Raw genomic sequence first — 16,386 nt, 5'->3', positions numbered from 1 at the left:
GATCGCCCCGATCGCGATGGAAGAGAAGCTGCGCTTCGCCATCCGTGAAGGCGGCCGCACCGTCGGCGCCGGCGTCGTCTCGAAAATCATCAAGTAAGAGCGAAAGCTCCGAAGATCTGGAAAGGCCGCCCATCTGGGCGGCCTTTTCTTTTGGATCAAGCACTTGCCGCAAGCCTGACCCGTGACTTTCCGGTTTTGTGCGCTCCTTGACGGACCCTTGCGCAAAATTGCGCAGGATGCCGGATCTCACGCGGTGTCACGGGCGCGTGACTGGTCGGGCTAGCCCTATGCCAGAGATTACCGCTTGATATTGAACTGAACGGTTCATGCTGTGTTGGGGGTCAAGTCAAGCTCACACTGTCGAGAGTCGCCGCGATCTCTGCGTGATTTCACAGTCGCCGCTGCAGGTCCCATATCAGCTGCATCGAAGCACAGAACGCTTCGCCGGAACAGTCGCCGGACCGCTCCGGCCCCTGCAGCAGAAGGAAACCAGTCATGAAACGCATCATTCTCGCTTCCGCGATCCTTGCCGGCCTCGCTTCGGCGGCCTCGGCCCAAAGCTTCGAGCCGACGCTTTCGGCGCCCGAGCAGCAGGAAGTCCGCATCCTTGTGGGCAATGTCGACCTGTCGAACCTCAGTGCCGAGCAGGTCTCCTCGATCCAGAACGCGCTTTACGGCGGCGGCAACAAGGCGGCCGAGATCCGCGCCGCGCTGAACTGAGCGCGCCGCACTGACCAGACAGGGCCGGTTCCGCAAGGGGCCGGCCCTTGTCGTTCAGGCGGCGCGCAGCCCGGTCCGCCTCAGCCGCGCGGGAATTTCCAGGACAGCCGCGTGCCCGGCGCCTCGGCCAGGCTCTGGCACTGGCGCGCGAAGCGCGGGGCAGGGCAGAGCGGTGCCAGCCGCGCCGACGCTTCCATGATCAGCGCCGTCAGCGCGGCATCGTCGCGCCCCTCGAGCTGACGCGCGGCGATCTCCCCGGCGCTCGGGACCTTCCGGCACAGGAAGCTGACCGAGGCGTCGGGCAGATGCGCCAGCGGCTCGAAGAACTCCGCGAAGAGTTCCATCTGTGCCGGCAGCCAGGGCTGCACCCGGTGCAGGAAGTCCTGCTGCACGACGACCGAGCGGCCGGGAATCAGCGCCGGGAAGAACTGGCGGGCGATATGGTCGGCCAGCGCCGTGCTTTTCGCCGCGTCGATCACCAGGATCTCCACCGGGTCCTCGGCCGGCCAGCGCTTGGCCAGCAGGTTGCCGCGATGGAAGGTCACGCGCGCGTCCCAGGGCTCGAGCAGCGCGCGCGACAGGGCGAGCATGTCCTCGCCCTTGAAGGGCGCGATGCCGGCCGGATAGAGCAGGGCAGCCTTCAGATCCTCAGAGACGGTGAAGAAATCGAAGGCATGGACCAGCCCCGGATGCCCCGCCGCAGCATGGCCGGTGGCAAGCCAAGCGGTCGAGCCACCGGCGAAGCAGCCAAGGTCTACGACCTCGCCCGCGCCCTGCATCCAGTCGCGGCAGAGCCAGGCGTAATACTGCCGCTCCTCCTCGGTCAGCATGGTGGGCACGCGGCGCGCGGGCCCCTCGGCGGCGCGATCGGCCCAGGGGCGGGCGGCGAAGATCTGGGTCGGTTCGGTCATCTCGGGTCCGGGTATACAGTCTTTGTCGATCGGGTGAGAAGGCGCTTGATTTCCCCGCGCGGCTGCCTTACTCCCCCGTCACGGCCTAGGGGTATAGCTCAGTTGGTAGAGCATCGGTCTCCAAAACCGAGGGTCGTGGGTTCGAGTCCCCCTGCCCCTGCCAGGCCTGATTTCCAAGACATCGCAAGTTGTTGCGGCCCGTTGTTAAACGGGTTCCGCAAAGAACAGGACTTGCCCGCGCGGCAGCATCTGCGCGGACCGCTGCAAGCGCCATCCGGCGCCTGAGGCGATGTGGTGCAGGTCGTCCTCCAGCAGGTGATAGGGCGCGCGGATGTCATGGGTCACCACGCCGTCGGGCTGGCGTACCGGGCGCACTGCCGTCACCGCATCGGGGGCGAGGAAGACGGTGAACAGCACCCGTTCCAGCCGCGGGAAACGGCGCAGGTTCACCAGCGCCCGGCGCAGGAAGGCCATCGGCAGGTGCGGGAAGACCGCGAAGGCGATCGCGTGGGTGATCTTGTCGGGCACGCGCGGAAACTCGAATCGCGCGTCGCCGATCAGCTGCCGGGGGTCGAGCCGCGCGGGATCGGCCAGTTCGGTCCGGTGCCCGGCCAGCAGGATCTCGCGCGAGGCATCCGTCGCCCAGTAATGCCCCGGCGCCAGATAGGGCACCGCCCGGCAGCCCAGCCGCAACGCCCCGGCGCCGATGTCCAGCAGGACGTGTTCGGGCCGCAGGCCGGCCGCCAGCAGCGCCTCCATCTGCAGCCGGCCGGTCTCGTCCCAGCGGCCGCCGACGATGGCGCGGTGGCGACCGGCGGCGATGGCCTCGTCATAGAAGCCGGGGGCCTCGTAGGGCGAGGCGTAGCGGGAGGGTGAGGGCATGGGCGCGTCCGGACGGCAACGGGGCAGGGTGCCCCGTCCTGCCCCCCGGCCGCCGGCGCTGTCAAGCGCGGCTCAACCCGCCGCGGGCAGCCGCGCGATCACCTTGATCTCGAAGTCGAAGCCCGCAAGCCAGTTGACCCCGACCGCCGTCCAGTTCGGATAGGGCGCATCGCCGAAATGCTTCAACCGCACCTCCTGCACATCCGGGAAGAACTGCCGCTCGGGATCGGTGTGGAAGGTGGTCACGTCGACGATGTCGTCGAAGCCCGCGCCGGCCGCCGCCAGCACGCTTCCGAGATTCGTGAAGGCCTGTTCGACCTGTGCCCGGAAGCCCTGCACCGGCTGGCCCTCGGCATCGCTGCCGACCTGACCCGAGACGAACAGCAGATCGCCCGAACGGATCGCCGCGGAATACTTGTTGATCTCGTACAGCGCCTGCCGGCCCTCGGGGAAGATCGCGTCACGTCTGGCCATTGTCGGCCTCCTTTGTCTTGGCTTCGCGGGGCACCGGAATTATATACGCCCCGTATGCGAAATGTGGGGCATACGGGGCGTATGTCAATTGTCATACGGATCGTATGATGGACTGACGTGGCGAAAACACGGGTGCAAATGGTCGAGGAGACGCGGGCCAAGCTTCTGGGCGCGGCCCGCAAGGCCTTCGCCGAAAAGGGCTATTCCGGCGCGTCGATGGATGACCTGACCGCGGCGGTCGGGCTGACGCGCGGCGCGCTCTACCACAACTTCGGCGACAAGACCGGGCTTCTGCGCGCGGTGATCGACCAGCTCGACGCCGAGATGCTGGCCCGCGCCGCCCTGGCCCGTGCCGCGCAGCCGACGCTGTGGGACGGCTTTCTGGCCGAGGGCCTGTCCTGGATCGAAAGCGCGCTCGACCCCGAGGTGCGGCGGATCATGCTGCTCGACGGTCCGGCGGTGCTGGGCGATCCCTCGGGCTGGGAGAACCAGACCGCCTGCCTGCGCGCCTCGACCTTGACGCTCGCGCAGCTGCAGGCCGAGGGCGTGGTCGCCCCCGGCATCGACCCCGAGGCGGCGGCGCGGCTGATCAATGGCGCCGCGCTGCAGGCCGCGCTCTGGATCGCCGCGGCCGAGGCGCCGGGCCCGGTGCACGACCGCGCGACGCAGGCCTTCCGCGTGCTGGTCGGCGGGCTGAGGGTGGCGGGGTGAGCGGGGCGCTGCGCATCGCGCCGGCCACGACGGGCGATCTTCCGGCGCTGCTGGCCCTGTATGCGCAGCTGCACCCCGGCGATCCGCCGCTGGACCCCGCTGCGGCCGAGGACCGGCTGGCGGGTCTTGCCGCGCTTGCCGGCTCGGGCGTGCTGATCGGCTGGTTGGGCGAGGTCGTGGTCGCGACCTGCACATTGGTGGTGATCCCGAACCTGACGCGGGGCGGGGCACCCTATGGCCTGATCGAGAACATGGTCACCGACGCGGGCCATCATTGCCGCGGCTTCGGGGCGCGGATGCTGCGCGACGCGCAGCGGCGCGCCTGGGCGGCGGGCTGCTACAAGGTGATGCTGATGACCGGCTCGACCCGACCGGGGACGCTGGCCTTCTACGAGGCGGCGGGCTTCACCCGGTCGAAGACCGGGTTCGATTGCCGCAGGCCGCCGCCCTGAGAAGCCCTGAGCCGCCCATGAAAAAGGGGCCGGACCCTGCGGCCCGACCCCTTCCGTCCGTCGCGAGGGGCTATCAGCCCATGCGGTAGTTCGGCGCCTCGCGGGTGATCTGCACGTCGTGGACGTGGCTTTCCTTCAGCCCCGCGCCGGTGATCTTCACGAAGGTGCAGCCGCCCTTCATCTCGGCCACGGTGCGGTTGCCGGTGTAGCCCATCGCCGCGCGCAGGCCGCCGACCATCTGGTGCACGACCGTGGCGACCGGGCCCTTGTAGGGGACCTGGCCCTCGATCCCTTCCGGCACCAGCTTGTCCGAGGCGGCATCCTTCTGGAAATACCGGTCGGCCGAGCCGCGCGCCATCGCACCCAGCGAGCCCATGCCGCGATAGCTCTTGAACGAGCGGCCCTGGTACAGGATCACCTCGCCGGGGCTTTCGTCGGTGCCCGCGATCGCCGAACCCACCATCGCGCAGCTGGCGCCCGCCGCGATCGCCTTGGCGAAATCGCCCGAGAACTTGATGCCGCCGTCGGCGATCACCGGGATCTCGCCCGCTTCGCCCGCGGCATCCATCACCGCGGTCAGCTGCGGCACGCCCACGCCCGCGACGATGCGGGTGGTGCAGATCGAGCCGGGGCCGATGCCGACCTTGACCGCATCCGCGCCCGCCTTGATCAGCGCCCGCGTGGCCGAGGCGGTGGCGACGTTGCCCGCGATCACCTGCACCTGGTTCGAGAAGTTCTTGATCCGCTCGACCGCCATCGCCACGCCTTCGCTGTGGCCATGCGCGGTGTCGATCACCACGATGTCCACGCCGGCCTCGATCAGCGCCTTCGACCGCTCGAAGCCCTCGTTGCCGACGGTCGAGGCGGCGGCGACGCGCAGCCGGCCCAGATCGTCCTTGCAGGCATTGGGGTTCAGGACCGCCTTCTCGGTGTCCTTCAGCGTCAGAAGGCCCGTGAGCTTGCCCTTGCCGTCGGTGACCAGCAGCTTCTCGATCCGGCGCGCCTTCATCAGCTTCTTGGCTTCCTCGAGATCGGCCGGCTCGACCAGCATCGCGAGGTTGTCGGATGTCATCAGCTGCGACACCGGCGTGCGGTCGTCGGTGGCGAAGCGCATGTCGCGGTTGGTCATGATGCCCACGACCAGCCCGCGGCCGTCCACGACCGGGAAGCCGGTGACGTTGTAGCGCTCCTGCAGGGCACGGGCCTCGCCCACGGTCTGATCGGCGCTGAGCGTGATCGGCTTGTAGACGATGCCGCTTTCGAAGCGCTTCACCCGGCGGATCTCGTCGGCCTGCTGCTCGATCCCGAGGTTGCGGTGCACGACGCCGATGCCGCCGGCCTGCGCCATCGCGATCGCCATCCGCGCCTCGGTGACCGTGTCCATCGCCGAGCTGAGCAGCGGGATGTTCATCCGGATCGAAGGGGTGACGAAGGTCGAGGTGTCGGCCTCCGAGGGCAGCACCGAGGATGCTGCCGGAACAAGAAGGACGTCATCGAAGGTGAGCGCCTCGCGAATCTCCATCGGATACCTCGTCGGGGGAGTGTCGGTTGGCGCTTCCCTGTTTCACGCGTTTTCCCGAAGCGCAAGGGCAAAAGCGCCCGGACGCGCCCCGCCGAAGGCCGCACTTTGACGGCAGGGGCGGCGGGCGTAGCCTTGGCCCATGGCTGAGCAAGGGAGGAGCAGATGCCACAATTCGTCATCGAACGCGACATGCCGGGGGCGGGCAGCCTTGGCGCGCCAGAGCTGAAGGGCGCTTCGCAGCAGTCCTGCGCGGTGCTGAAGGACATGGGGCCGACGATCCAGTGGGTGCACAGCTATGTCACCGACGACAAGATCTACTGCATCTACCGCGCCCCGGATGCCGAGACGATCCGCCGGCATGCCGAAACCGCCGGCTTCCCGGCCAACCGCATCTCGCAGGTGCGCACGGTGATCGACCCGACCACCGCTGACTGAACGTCGCCGCGCCCCGCGGCACCACCTTGACGGGTGTCTGTCGCGGGGCGCACAGTCGGCGGGTGTGTGTCCGTTCGTTGCGAACGCCGGTGATCGTTATGCGCCCTCCCAGATCGTCCCCGCCCAGACTGTCCCGTCCCAGACCGTTCCGCCCGGTCGGACCTGCCGGAATTGACCGGCCGGCCCTTCGTGCAGCCTTCATCCCTGCGGCCTTCCCCCGTCCACGCTGACCCGTCCCCCCGCGGCCCCGCCGCGCGGCCGGCCCTGTTTTCATCACTGCATTTTTCAGTCCAGACCATTTGACGGAGTGTTCCCGTGGCAAAGAAATCCTTGAAGATCCTTGGCCTGCATGGCCTTGGTGGCCAGTCGCTGACCGGCTACGCCGCCGAGTGGGAGGCGGTGATCCGCGCCCAGCTTCCCGACAGCGTCGCCCCCAGCTTCGTCTTCCCGACCTATGACCCGCTGTTCAAGGAGGTGCGGATCTCGCCGGCCGAGACGCTGGCCGCGCTCTGGAAGCTGGCGGCAAGCGGGCTGGGCGCGACGCCCGGCGCCCGCGCCTTCGGCCTGCCGCAGCTGAGCGAGGCGGCGCGCTGGTCGGCGGGCTATGTCGTCGCCTGGGCCGCGGACGAGGCGTTCAAGGCGCGTACCCGGGCCTTCATCCTAGAACAGCTGGTGGAACATGCGCCCGACGTGGTGCTGGCCCACAGCCTCGGCTCGCTGCTCAGCTACGATGCCTTCGCCCATCGCGACGCGGCGAAGAGCAAGGCCGCGAAGCTGCTCGAGGATGTGCATTACGTCACCTTCGGCTCGCAGCTCGGCAACCGCTTCGTGCGCGGCAACCTGACCAACGGGCGCACGCGCGCGCTGGCGGTGCGGCGCTGGACGCATCTTTACAACATCCACGACGACGTCTTCACCGCGCCGCTGACCATCTCCGGCGCGAAGACCTTCCACCAGGTGCTGACCCCCTTCAACGAGCCGGGCGTCGGCGACCACAGCGCGGTGCGCTACCTGTCCGAACCGTCGACCAGGGCGGCGGTCTGGGAGATCGAGGCCGCGCCGCGCGCCGCGATGGTCGCGCGCGCCTTCCTCGCGCCGCCGCCCGGGCGCAGGAAGCGCCGCAGGGCACTGCTGGTCGGCATCAACGACTACCCGGTCGAGGCGCAGCGCCTGCAGGGCTGCGTCAACGACTGCTACACGATGAGCGCCGTGCTGCAGGACTGCGGCTTCGATCCCGACGACATCCGGCTGTGCCTCGACGACCGTGCCACCGCCGCGGCGATCCTCGAACGGCTGCACTGGCTGCTGGACGGGGCCGAGGACGGCGACGAGCTGGTCTTTTACTACAGCGGCCACGGCACCCGGGTCGCGAGCTACGGTGCCGACGGCCGCCCCGACCACCTGAACGAGGTGCTGGTGCCCTGGGACTTCGACTGGACGCCCGACCGCGCGATCAGCGATGCGCAGCTCTGCGATCTCTACGGGCAGCTGCCCTATGATTGCCATTTCATGATGATGCTCGACTGCTGCCATGCCGGGGGCATGCACCGCCAGACCGGCGCGCGCCCCCGCGGCATCGACCCGCCCGACGACATCCGCCACCGCGAGCTGAAATGGGACCGCGCGACCCAGATGTGGGTGGACCGCAGCTTCGCAAGGGTCAGCCCCGCCTTCACCGAGGACAAGGCGCTGGCGGCGGCCTATCTGGGGCGCGACGCCGACACCCTGCGGCTTGGCAGGGCGGCGGCGCTGCGGACCCAGACCGATGCGGACTACGACGCCGACGCCCGGCGGGCAGAGCGGATCGGCCCCTACCAGCCCATCGTCATCGAGGCCTGCGGCGAGGCGGAATCCTCGTTCGAATACCGCCACGGCGCCACCAGCCATGGCGCCTTCACCTTCGTCATGGCGAGCCTGCTGCGGACCGAGAAGGACGTCACCTTCCGCGCCCTCGTCGACAGGGCCGCGGCGCGGCTGGCAGAGCTCGGCTATCGCCAGACCCCGCAGCTGCTCGCCCCGGCGGCGATCCTTGCGGGCCGGGTGCCCTTCGACACCGGCAACGCGCCGCCGCCCGGTCCGGCCCCCGACGTGCCGGGCGGCGCCACCCCGCGGACCTCCGGCTGACCGCCGCGACCCGTACTCGCCCGCCCGATCCCTCTTGACGGGCGTGCGGGCTTCGGCTCCGCTCCGCCGGCAATCGGCCGGGGAGTTCGGGCATGGCACATGGCTACGAGGGCGGCAGGCTCGACCTGCCGTTCGTGGGGATCGCGACCTTCGGCAAGCGCCCCTATGTCCAGGACTGGTCGCGGATCGAGGCCGATGCCGCGATCCTCGGCGCGCCCCTGGACATGGGCACCCAGTTCCGCGCCGGCGCCCGCTTCGGGCCGCGCGGCGTGCGCGAGGCCTCGACGCTGTTCTCGTTCGGCCATGCCGGCGCCTATGACCACGAGGACGACGTTACCTACCTTGGCCCCGAGGTCCGCATCGTCGACATCGGCGATGCCGACATCGTCCATACCGACACCGAGAAGAGCCACGACAACATCGAGACCGGCGTCCGCGCGATCCTGAAGGCCGGCGCCCTGCCGGTGGTGATCGGCGGCGACCATTCGGTCAACATCCCCTGCATCCGCGCCTTCGAAGGGCAGGGGCCGATCCACATCCTGCAGATCGACGCCCATCTCGATTTCGTCGACGTGCGTCACGGCGTGCGCCACGGCCACGGCAACCCGATGCGCCGCGCGGCCGAGCAGGAGCACGTGACCGGCCTCACCCAGCTGGGCATCCGCAACGTCTCGTCGACCGCGAAAGAGGGTTACGAGGCCGCCCGCGCGATGGGCGCCGACATCCTCTCGGTGCGGCAGGTCCGCAAGCTGGGGGCCGAGGCGGTGCTGGCCCGCATCCCCAAGGGCGCGCGGCTCTACCTCACGATCGACATCGACGGCTTCTGCCCCTCGATCGCGCCCGGCACCGGCACGCCCTCGCATGGCGGATTCCTTTATTACGAGGTGCTCGAGATCCTGCAGGGCGCCGCCCGCAACCACGAGATCGTCGGCATCGACCTTGTCGAGGTGGCGCCCGATTACGATCCGACCGGCTCGACCTCGATCCTTGCGGCGCAACTCCTGCTGAACCTGCTCGGCTTCGTCTTCCACGCCCGCAGCCAGCGCGGCTGACGCCGGGGGCGGGGGCCGCAGCCGCCTGTCGGTCGCCGGGCGCACCCGGCTGCCGACCGGCGCGTCGCGGGGGGGAGTGTCCGCTCCGCCCGCGCTCCCTTGCCGCGCGGCGCGCGACGCGGCACTATCGCGCCGAACCGCGCCCGCCAGAGGCGCCGGACGCCCGAGGAGCAGAAGATGACCCGTCAGATCACCGCGGCCACGCTGGCCGCCGCCTTCGTCCTTTGCGCCTGCGCGCAGAACCCCGCGATGGTCGCGGGCAGCGCCCTGCGCGAGGCCGGCCCGTCAGAGGTCATGGCCTGCACCTATCTCACCGACATCCAGATGACGCCCGGCGTCTACGGGCCGCTGCTGCAGCAGGGCCTCGCCCGTGCCCGCAACAAGGTGAAGGCCGACGCGATGCAGGCCGGCGCCAATACCGTCGTCTTCGATCAGGCCGCGCCCGGCGCGCAGGTCTATCTGGTTCATGCCAAGGCCTACCGCTGCTGAAACTCTGAGCAATGGGTAAACGGGACTTACGCATTCGCTGCATGGCGGCATTGCGGAACCGGCGATTGTGACCGGCCGCCTGCGGGCATAGTTTCAGTGTCAAGGGAGCAAACCTTGCTGAATGACCGGAGGCCACCGATGGCTTACACCACCAACACGCTCGCTGCCGGCACCGCTGGCATCAAATCCGAAGGCATCATCGGCGCGCTGCGCCGCGGCCTCGTCACATACATGGAGCGCAAGTCGCGCTCGGTCGAGATCGACCGTCTGAACAAGATGACCGATGCAGAGCTTTCGAAGCTCGGCGTCACCCGCGACCGGATCCCGCACTACGTCTTCCGGGACATGTTCTACGTCTGAGGCACCGCCCGGATCTGAACCGCCGTCACGGCCGGGCCGAAGCCACAGCGCTTCGCCCGGCCGTTTCGTTTCGCGCCGCCTCTGGCCCGCGTCTCTGGCCCGCGCCGCTTGCCCGCAACGGTTTCGCGCGTTTCGCCCCGCCGCCATCTTTCCCTCGCCGCCCGCACATGCCACACCAAGGCGATCCGAGCCGGAGGGACGTCATGGCGCTTCACACCCACCACCTTCACCGCCGCGGCAGCTGGAGCGGCGCGGCCGAGACCGTCAGCCTCGGCTATGACGCGCGCTTGCTGCGCCGGCGCAAGCTGGTGACCGTCGCGGGCGAGGAATTCCTCGTTGACCTGGCCGAGACCACGAACATCGAGGATGGCGACGCCTTCCGCCTGTCCGATGGCCGCTTCGTGCAGGTCGAGGCCGCGCCCGAGCGCCTGCTGGCCGTGACCGGGCCCGGGCTTGCGCGGCTGGCCTGGCACATCGGCAACCGCCACACCCCCTGCCAGGTCGAGGCCGACCGCCTGGTCATCGCCGAGGATCACGTCCTTGCCGCGATGCTGCAGGGCCTTGGCGCGGTGGTGANCCCGGGCTTGCGCGGCTGGCCTGGCACATCGGCAACCGCCACACCCCCTGCCAGGTCGAGGCCGACCGCCTGGTCATCGCCGAGGATCACGTCCTTGCCGCGATGCTGCAGGGCCTTGGCGCGGTGGTGACGCCGGTCACCGGCCCGTTCCGCCCCGAAGGCGGCGCCTATGGCCACGGCCGGACCATGGGCCATGCGCATGGCCCCGACGACGGTGCCCACCATCATGACCATGACCATGACCATGACCACGACCACGGGCACCATCACCACCACCACCACGCCTACGACGAGCCGCGCCGCCACGTGCACCATCACGTCGTGCGCGAACAGGGCGACGACCCCGAGCGGCACGACCGTGGCGACTGACCTTTCGCCGTCGCCCGATCCGACCGCGGCGCGGATGGCGCTGGTCCAGTGGCTCTCGCCCGCGTTCCCGACCGGCGGCTTCGCCTGGTCGCACGGGCTGGAACGCGCGATCTCGGGCGGCGAGGTGACCTCGGCCGCCGCGCTGCGCGACTGGCTCGGCGACCTGATCGCGCATGGCTCGGGCCGGACCGAGGCGCTGCTGACCGCGCTCGCGCTGCGGGCGGATGCCGATCACGCCGCGCTGACCGCGCTCGCCCGCGCGCTCGCCGGCTCGGCCGAGCGGCTGGCCGAGACCGAGGCGCAGGGCGCGGCGCTGACCCGCACCGTGAATGCGCTCGCCGGCACCGACCATCCGCCGGCGCCGCTGCCCGTGGCGCTCGGCCGCGCCGCCGCCGGGCTGGGCCTTGCCCCGGCCGAGGTGATCGGCCTGTCGCTGCATGCCTTCGCCTCGACCCTCGTGCAGGCCGCGGTGCGCTTCGTGCCGCTCGGCCAGACCGAGGGCCAGCAGGTTCTGGCGTCCCTGCACCCGGCGATCGCCCGCGTCGCGACCTGGGCCGCGACGGCGGACGAGGGCGATCTGGGCACCGCGGGATTCGGCGCCGACATGGCGGCGATGGCCCATGAAGAGATGGAGGTGCGGCTGTTCCGCAGCTGACGCCTTTTCAGCGGGTTGCGTCCCGCAGTTGACGTGAAGGATGAAGACCCGATGGCAAGCCCCCACGGCCCCCTCAGAATCGGCATCGGTGGCCCGGTCGGCGCCGGCAAGACCACGCTGACCGAACAGCTCTGCCGCGCGCTGCGCGACCGCTTCTCGGTCGCGGTCGTGACCAACGACATCTACACCCGCGAGGATGCCGAATACCTGATGCGCGCGCAGGCGCTGCCGCTTGAGCGGATCCGCGGCGTCGAGACCGGCGGCTGCCCGCATACCGCGATCCGCGAGGATGCCTCGATCAACCTCGCGGCCATCGCCGACCTGACCGCGAAGATCCCCGACCTCGACGTCGTCCTGATCGAGTCGGGCGGCGACAACCTTGCCGCCACCTTCTCGCCCGAGCTGGCGGACCTGACGGTCTATGTCATCGACACCTGTGCCGGGCAGGACATCCCGCGCAAGAAGGGACCGGGGGTCACGCGCTCGGACCTGCTGATCGTCAACAAGGTCGGGCTCGCGCCGCATGTGGGGGTCGATGCCGAGATGCTCGAGCGCGACACCAGAGCCGCGCGCGGGACCCGGCCCTATGTCATGGCCGACCTCAAGCAGGGCAAGGGGGTCGCGGAGGTGGTGGACTTCCTGATCGGCGAGGGCGGGCTTTGACCGGGCGAGGGGGCGCTGCCCCCTCTGGTCCCTGCGGGACCATTCACCCCCGGGATATTTGGGCCAATGCGAAAGGGGCATGACGCCGCCTGCGCTTTCGCATTGGCCCAAATATCCCGGGGGGAGTCGCGGCCCGTGGCCGCGGCGGGGGGCAGCGCCCCCCTTGCGCTGGACCTTCCCGACGCGATCGGCTTCACTCGCGCCTGACAGCATCCTGAAGGGGCCGAACCGATGGGCATTCTGGATTTCCTCAGCGGCGAGTTCATCGACGTCATCCACTGGACGGATGACACCCGCGACACCATGGTCTGGCGCTTCGAGCGCGAGGGTCATGCGATCAAGATGGGCGCCAAGCTGACCGTGCGCGAAGGGCAGGCCGCGGTCTTCGTGCACGAAGGGCAGCTGGCCGACGTGTTCGGGCCCGGGCTCTACCAGCTCGAGACCAACAACCTGCCGATCCTGACCACGCTGCAGCACTGGGACCACGGCTTCCGCTCGCCCTTCAAGTCCGAGGTCTATTTCGTCTCGACCACCCGGTTCAACGACCTGAAATGGGGCACGAAGAACCCGGTGATGGCGCGCGATCCCGAGTTCGGGCCGGTGCGGTTGCGCGCCTTCGGCACCTATTCGATGCGCGTCGCCGATCCGGCGGTGTTCCTGAAGGAGATCGTCGGCACCGACGGCGAGTTCACGGCCGAAGAGATCAGCTTCCAGATCCGCAACGTGATCGTGCAGGAGTTCAGCCGGGTCATCGCCGCCTCGGGCATCCCGGTGCTGGACATGGCCGCGAACACCGCCGACCTCGGCAAGCTCGTCACCACCGCCATTGCGCCGACGATCGCCGCCTACGGCCTGTCGATCCCGGAATTCTACATCGAGAACATCAGCCTGCCCGAAGAGGTCGAGAAGGCGATGGACCGCCGCACCTCGATGGGCGTGGTGGGCGACCTGAACCGCTACACCCAGTACCAGGCGGCCGAGGCGCTGGGGAACCCGGCCTCGGCGGCCGGGTCGTCGATGGCCGCGGGCATGGGGGCGGGGATGGGCATGGCGATGGGGCAGGCGGCGGCCTCGGCCTCGGTCGCCGGACCTTGGGGCGCCGCGCCTGCCCATGCGCCGGCCCATGCCGCGCCGCCACCACCCCCGCCGCCGGTCGAGCCGCAGTGGCACATCGCCGAGAACGGCGCGACCCGTGGGCCCTTCGCGCAAAGCCAGCTGGCCGGCATGGCCGCGCAGGGGCAGCTGACGCGGGCGAGCCTCGTGTGGTCGGCGGGGATGGAGGGCTGGAAGCCCGCCGGCGATCTGCCGGCGCTGGCCACGGTCTTTGCCCAGATGCCGCCGCCGCCGCCGCCGGTTCCGGGGGCGTGAGCCGCAGGCGATGAGCGGCCCCTCCGAATTCCATACGCCCTGCACGAGCTGCGGGGCGGACCTGCGCTTCGCCCCGGGCCAGACCGTGCTGGTCTGCGATCATTGCGGCGCCCGGGTCGAGATCGCGCCAGAGCCTGCCACCGCACCCGGCCCCTGGAAACAGGCGCGCACCGGGCTGCGCGAACTGGACCTGGCCCGCGGGCTGAGCCTCGACCTGCCGGGCGAGGTCGCGGCGCATCGCACCGTCAGCTGCCCGAATTGCGGCGCGGTCGTCGAGTTCGACGGTGACCGCCATGCCGCCGAATGCCCGTTCTGCGCCACGCCCGTCGTCGTCGATACCGGCGAGACCCGGGCGATCAAGCCGCAGGGCCTCGTGTCCTTCAAGATCACCGAGGAGGCCGCGCGCGCCGCACTGGGCAAGTGGCTGCAGTCGCGCTGGTTCGCGCCCGGCGGCCTTGCGGACTATGCCCGCAAGGGGCGGCGGCTGACCGGGGTCTATTCCCCGTTCTGGACCTTCGATGCCGCGACAGAAAGCGCCTATCAGGGCCAGCGGGGCGATGCCTACTACACCAGCCGCACCGTGACCGTGAACGGCCAGGAGCGGACCGAGCAGGTGCGCCACATCCGCTGGCGTCCGGTGTCGGGCCGGGTCGCGCGCGCCTTCGACGACGTGCTGGTGCTGGCCTCGCGCAGCCTGCCCGCGGGCCATGTGAAGGCGCTGGAGCCCTGGGGGCTGGGGGCGCTGCAACCCTACCGGCCCGAATATCTCTCGGGCTTCCTCGCCGAGGGCTACACCGTCGCGCTGGCCGAGGGCCATGCCGAGGCGCGGGCGATCATGGAGCGGGTCATCGCGCAGGATGTGCGCGCCGACATCGGCGGCGACGAGCAGCGGATCGCGCGGATCGAGACCCGGCATCGCGACGAGACCTTCAAGCATGTGCTGCTGCCGGTCTGGACCGCGGCCTATCGCTATCGCGGCAAAAGCTTCGCCTGCGTGGTCAACGGCCAGACCGGGCGGGTGGCGGGCGAGCGGCCCTATTCGCCCTGGAAGATCGCGGGGGCGGTGGTGCTTGGCCTGATCCTGCTGGGGATCGTCCTGTGGCTGAACCAGCGATGATGGACCCCGATGGACGGGTGGCGATGTTTGCGCTAACCGTCGCGCAACGACCTTGGGAGGTGTGAGCCGATGATCCTCTGTGCGGGCGAGGCCCTGATCGACATGCTGCCGCGCGAGACCGCCGCCGGCGAGGCCGCCTTCGCGCCCTATGCGGGCGGCGCGGTGTTCAACACCGCGATCGCGCTCGGTCGTCTTGACGCGCCGACCGGGTTCCTGTCGGGCCTCTCGACCGACCTCTTCGGGGCGCTGCTGGTCGAGACGCTGGCGGCCTCGAAGGTCGATGCCGGGCTTTCGGTGCGCTCGGGGCGGCCCACGACGCTGGCCTTCGTGACGCTGGTGAACGGGCAGGCGAGCTACGCCTTCTACGACGAGGGCACCGCGGGGCGGATGCTGGAGCCGGCCGACCTGCCGGGGCTGCCCGAGGACGTGCAGGCGCTCTTCTGCGGCGGCATCAGCCTGGTGTCCGAGCCCTGCGGCGCGGCCTACGAGGCGCTGTTCCTGCGCGAGGCCGCGGCGCGCGTGGTGATGGTCGATCCGAACATCCGTCCGGGCTTCATCACCGATGTCGCGGGCTATCGCGCGCGGGTCGGGCGGATGATGGCCGCGGCCGATATCGTGAAGCTCTCGGACGAGGATCTGCGCTGGCTCGAGGGCGAGGGCACGATCGCCGATCTGGCCAAGGGCCTGCTGGCCCGCGGCCCGAAGGCCGTGTTCGTGACCGAGGGCGCGGCGGGCGCGCATGGCTTCACCGCCACCGCCGAGGTCTTCGTGCCCGGTCGCAAGGTGACGGTCGCGGACACCGTCGGCGCGGGCGACACGTTCAACGCAGGCGTCCTCGCGGCGCTGTCGCAGGCGGGGCTGCTGACCAAGGCGGGTGTCGCGGCGCTGGATGCCCCGGCGCTTCAGGCCGCGATCTCGCTTGGCAACCGCGCGGCCTCGGTCACCGTCTCGCGCCCCGGGGCGAACCCGCCCTGGAGCGCGGAGCTGCCGGCATGAGGGCGCTGGTTCAGCGCGTCTCCGAAGCCTCGGTCGCGGTCGACGGCACGGTCATCGGCGCGGTGGGGCCGGGGCTTCTGATCCTTGTCTGCGCGATGGCGGGCGATGGCGAGGCCGAGGCGCTGGCGCTGGCCGAGCGGATCGTGAAGCTTCGGATCTTCAAGGACGAGGCCGGCAAGATGAACCTCGCGCTGCCCGCCGCCGGCAATGCGGCGCTGGTGGTCAGCCAGTTCACGCTGGCCGCCGACACCTCGCGCGGGAACCGCCCCGGCTTCTCCTATGCCGCGCCGCCCGACGAGGGGCGCCGGCTCTATGAACGGTTCTCGGCGGCTTTGCGCGCCCTCGGCATCACCGTCGAGAATGGTGAATTCGGCGCCGACATGAAGGTCTCGCTGCTGAACGACGGTCCGGTGACGATCTGGCTCGACACCGCCGACCGCCCGGTGAAGGGCTGATCCTTCCCATTCGCATTGGTCCAAATATCCCGGGGGTGCGGGGGCAGCGCCCCC

20 protein-coding genes, 1 tRNA gene and 1 pseudogene are annotated in these 16,386 nt (G+C 70.1%); 18 read left to right on the top strand and 4 right to left on the bottom strand.

Annotated features, from left to right (window positions below):
* Together V8J36_RS12175 and V8J36_RS12170 are read left to right on the top strand one after the other, a co-directional pair.
* Positions 1 to 97: hypothetical protein (locus V8J36_RS12175; protein ID WP_146176322.1), on the top strand; the 97-nt coding region annotated here is incomplete at its 5' end.
* Positions 98 to 495: 398 nt separating this feature from the next.
* Positions 496 to 720, top strand: coding sequence for a hypothetical protein (locus V8J36_RS12170; protein WP_336467542.1), 225 nt, complete (start codon positions 496 to 498; stop codon positions 718 to 720).
* Between the two features lie 80 nt (positions 721 to 800).
* Here V8J36_RS12170 and V8J36_RS12165 read toward each other — a convergent pair whose 3' ends face one another.
* Positions 801 to 1,631 carry a hypothetical protein gene (locus V8J36_RS12165; RefSeq protein ID WP_336467541.1) on the bottom strand — a complete coding sequence of 277 codons (831 nt, stop codon included), beginning with the start codon at positions 1,629 to 1,631 and terminating at the stop codon, positions 801 to 803.
* A gap of 87 nt (positions 1,632 to 1,718) precedes the next feature.
* Between V8J36_RS12165 and V8J36_RS12160 the strand changes: the two genes are divergently transcribed.
* Positions 1,719 to 1,794: transfer RNA gene (locus V8J36_RS12160), tRNA-Trp, on the top strand.
* A 41-nt stretch (positions 1,795 to 1,835) separates the two neighbouring features.
* Here the strand turns inward: V8J36_RS12160 and V8J36_RS12155 are convergent.
* A complete protein-coding gene (locus V8J36_RS12155) occupies positions 1,836 to 2,513 on the bottom strand; it encodes a class I SAM-dependent methyltransferase (protein ID WP_336467540.1) in 678 nt (225 codons plus the stop codon).
* 72 nt (positions 2,514 to 2,585) lie between these two features.
* Complete coding sequence (locus V8J36_RS12150; RefSeq protein ID WP_336467539.1) at positions 2,586 to 2,987, bottom strand: RidA family protein; 402 nt, start codon at positions 2,985 to 2,987, stop codon at positions 2,586 to 2,588.
* Between the two features lie 117 nt (positions 2,988 to 3,104).
* Here V8J36_RS12150 and V8J36_RS12145 point away from each other — a divergent pair, with 117 nt between their 5' ends.
* Together V8J36_RS12145 and V8J36_RS12140 are read left to right on the top strand one after the other, a co-directional pair.
* Positions 3,105 to 3,698 carry a TetR/AcrR family transcriptional regulator gene (locus V8J36_RS12145; protein ID WP_336467538.1) on the top strand — a complete coding sequence of 198 codons (594 nt, stop codon included), beginning with the start codon at positions 3,105 to 3,107 and terminating at the stop codon, positions 3,696 to 3,698.
* Positions 3,695 to 4,150: a GNAT family N-acetyltransferase gene (locus V8J36_RS12140; protein ID WP_336467537.1), complete on the top strand. Its 456-nt coding sequence runs from the start codon at positions 3,695 to 3,697 to the stop codon at positions 4,148 to 4,150. Before V8J36_RS12145 ends, V8J36_RS12140 begins: the two co-directional genes overlap by 4 nt.
* Before the next feature lie 73 nt (positions 4,151 to 4,223).
* Here V8J36_RS12140 and guaB read toward each other — a convergent pair whose 3' ends face one another.
* Positions 4,224 to 5,672, bottom strand: a complete 1,449-nt coding sequence (gene guaB / locus V8J36_RS12135) for an IMP dehydrogenase (RefSeq protein ID WP_336467536.1) — start codon at positions 5,670 to 5,672, stop codon at positions 4,224 to 4,226.
* A 162-nt stretch (positions 5,673 to 5,834) separates the two neighbouring features.
* On the opposite strand from guaB, the gene V8J36_RS12130 reads away from it, so the two are divergent.
* From V8J36_RS12130 to dtd, 13 genes and pseudogenes are all read left to right on the top strand, one after another.
* Positions 5,835 to 6,107 (top strand): DUF4242 domain-containing protein, encoded by a 273-nt coding sequence (locus V8J36_RS12130; RefSeq protein WP_336467535.1) that lies wholly within the window; start codon positions 5,835 to 5,837, stop codon positions 6,105 to 6,107.
* A gap of 315 nt (positions 6,108 to 6,422) precedes the next feature.
* Positions 6,423 to 8,231, top strand: coding sequence for a caspase family protein (locus V8J36_RS12125; RefSeq protein WP_336467534.1), 1,809 nt, complete (start codon positions 6,423 to 6,425; stop codon positions 8,229 to 8,231).
* A gap of 92 nt (positions 8,232 to 8,323) precedes the next feature.
* Positions 8,324 to 9,283 carry an agmatinase gene (gene speB / locus V8J36_RS12120; protein ID WP_336467533.1) on the top strand — a complete coding sequence of 320 codons (960 nt, stop codon included), beginning with the start codon at positions 8,324 to 8,326 and terminating at the stop codon, positions 9,281 to 9,283.
* A 177-nt stretch (positions 9,284 to 9,460) separates the two neighbouring features.
* Complete coding sequence (locus tag V8J36_RS12115) at positions 9,461 to 9,772, top strand: hypothetical protein (RefSeq protein ID WP_336467532.1); 312 nt, start codon at positions 9,461 to 9,463, stop codon at positions 9,770 to 9,772.
* A gap of 138 nt (positions 9,773 to 9,910) precedes the next feature.
* On the top strand, positions 9,911 to 10,132 hold the full coding sequence (locus V8J36_RS12110) for a hypothetical protein (RefSeq protein WP_336467531.1): 222 nt from the start codon (positions 9,911 to 9,913) through the stop codon (positions 10,130 to 10,132).
* A 203-nt stretch (positions 10,133 to 10,335) separates the two neighbouring features.
* Positions 10,336 to 10,713, top strand: a pseudogene (locus V8J36_RS12105) (urease accessory protein UreE); the annotation flags it as partial.
* Positions 10,599 to 11,078, top strand: coding sequence for a hypothetical protein (locus V8J36_RS12100; RefSeq protein WP_442902485.1), 480 nt, complete (start codon positions 10,599 to 10,601; stop codon positions 11,076 to 11,078). The pseudogene V8J36_RS12105 and the gene V8J36_RS12100, both read left to right, overlap by 115 nt.
* 34 nt (positions 11,079 to 11,112) lie before the next feature.
* Positions 11,113 to 11,733 carry an urease accessory protein UreF gene (locus tag V8J36_RS12095; RefSeq protein WP_336467574.1) on the top strand — a complete coding sequence of 207 codons (621 nt, stop codon included), beginning with the start codon at positions 11,113 to 11,115 and terminating at the stop codon, positions 11,731 to 11,733.
* 51 nt (positions 11,734 to 11,784) lie between these two features.
* Positions 11,785 to 12,396: an urease accessory protein UreG gene (gene ureG / locus V8J36_RS12090; RefSeq protein ID WP_336467530.1), complete on the top strand. Its 612-nt coding sequence runs from the start codon at positions 11,785 to 11,787 to the stop codon at positions 12,394 to 12,396.
* 231 nt (positions 12,397 to 12,627) lie between these two features.
* Positions 12,628 to 13,764: an SPFH domain-containing protein gene (locus tag V8J36_RS12085; protein WP_336467529.1), complete on the top strand. Its 1,137-nt coding sequence runs from the start codon at positions 12,628 to 12,630 to the stop codon at positions 13,762 to 13,764.
* 10 nt (positions 13,765 to 13,774) lie between these two features.
* Entirely contained in the window at positions 13,775 to 14,881 is a 1,107-nt protein-coding gene (locus V8J36_RS12080) for a primosomal protein N' (replication factor Y) - superfamily II helicase (protein ID WP_336467528.1), read from the top strand.
* 69 nt (positions 14,882 to 14,950) lie between these two features.
* Positions 14,951 to 15,877, top strand: a complete 927-nt coding sequence (locus tag V8J36_RS12075; RefSeq protein ID WP_336467527.1) for a carbohydrate kinase family protein — start codon at positions 14,951 to 14,953, stop codon at positions 15,875 to 15,877.
* The gene (gene dtd / locus V8J36_RS12070) at positions 15,874 to 16,332 is read left to right on the top strand and encodes a D-aminoacyl-tRNA deacylase (RefSeq protein WP_336467526.1); all 459 of its coding nucleotides are present in this window, start codon (positions 15,874 to 15,876) and stop codon (positions 16,330 to 16,332) included. The genes V8J36_RS12075 and dtd overlap by 4 nt, the downstream gene beginning before the upstream one ends.
* Positions 16,333 to 16,386 lie beyond the last annotated feature (54 nt).

This window comes from Frigidibacter sp. MR17.14 (assembly GCF_037095735.1).
Taxonomy (GTDB): Bacteria; Pseudomonadota; Alphaproteobacteria; order Rhodobacterales; family Rhodobacteraceae; genus Frigidibacter.
The sequence above is the reverse complement of the archived record's forward strand: the minus strand, read 5'-3'. Positions and strand labels throughout refer to the sequence as shown.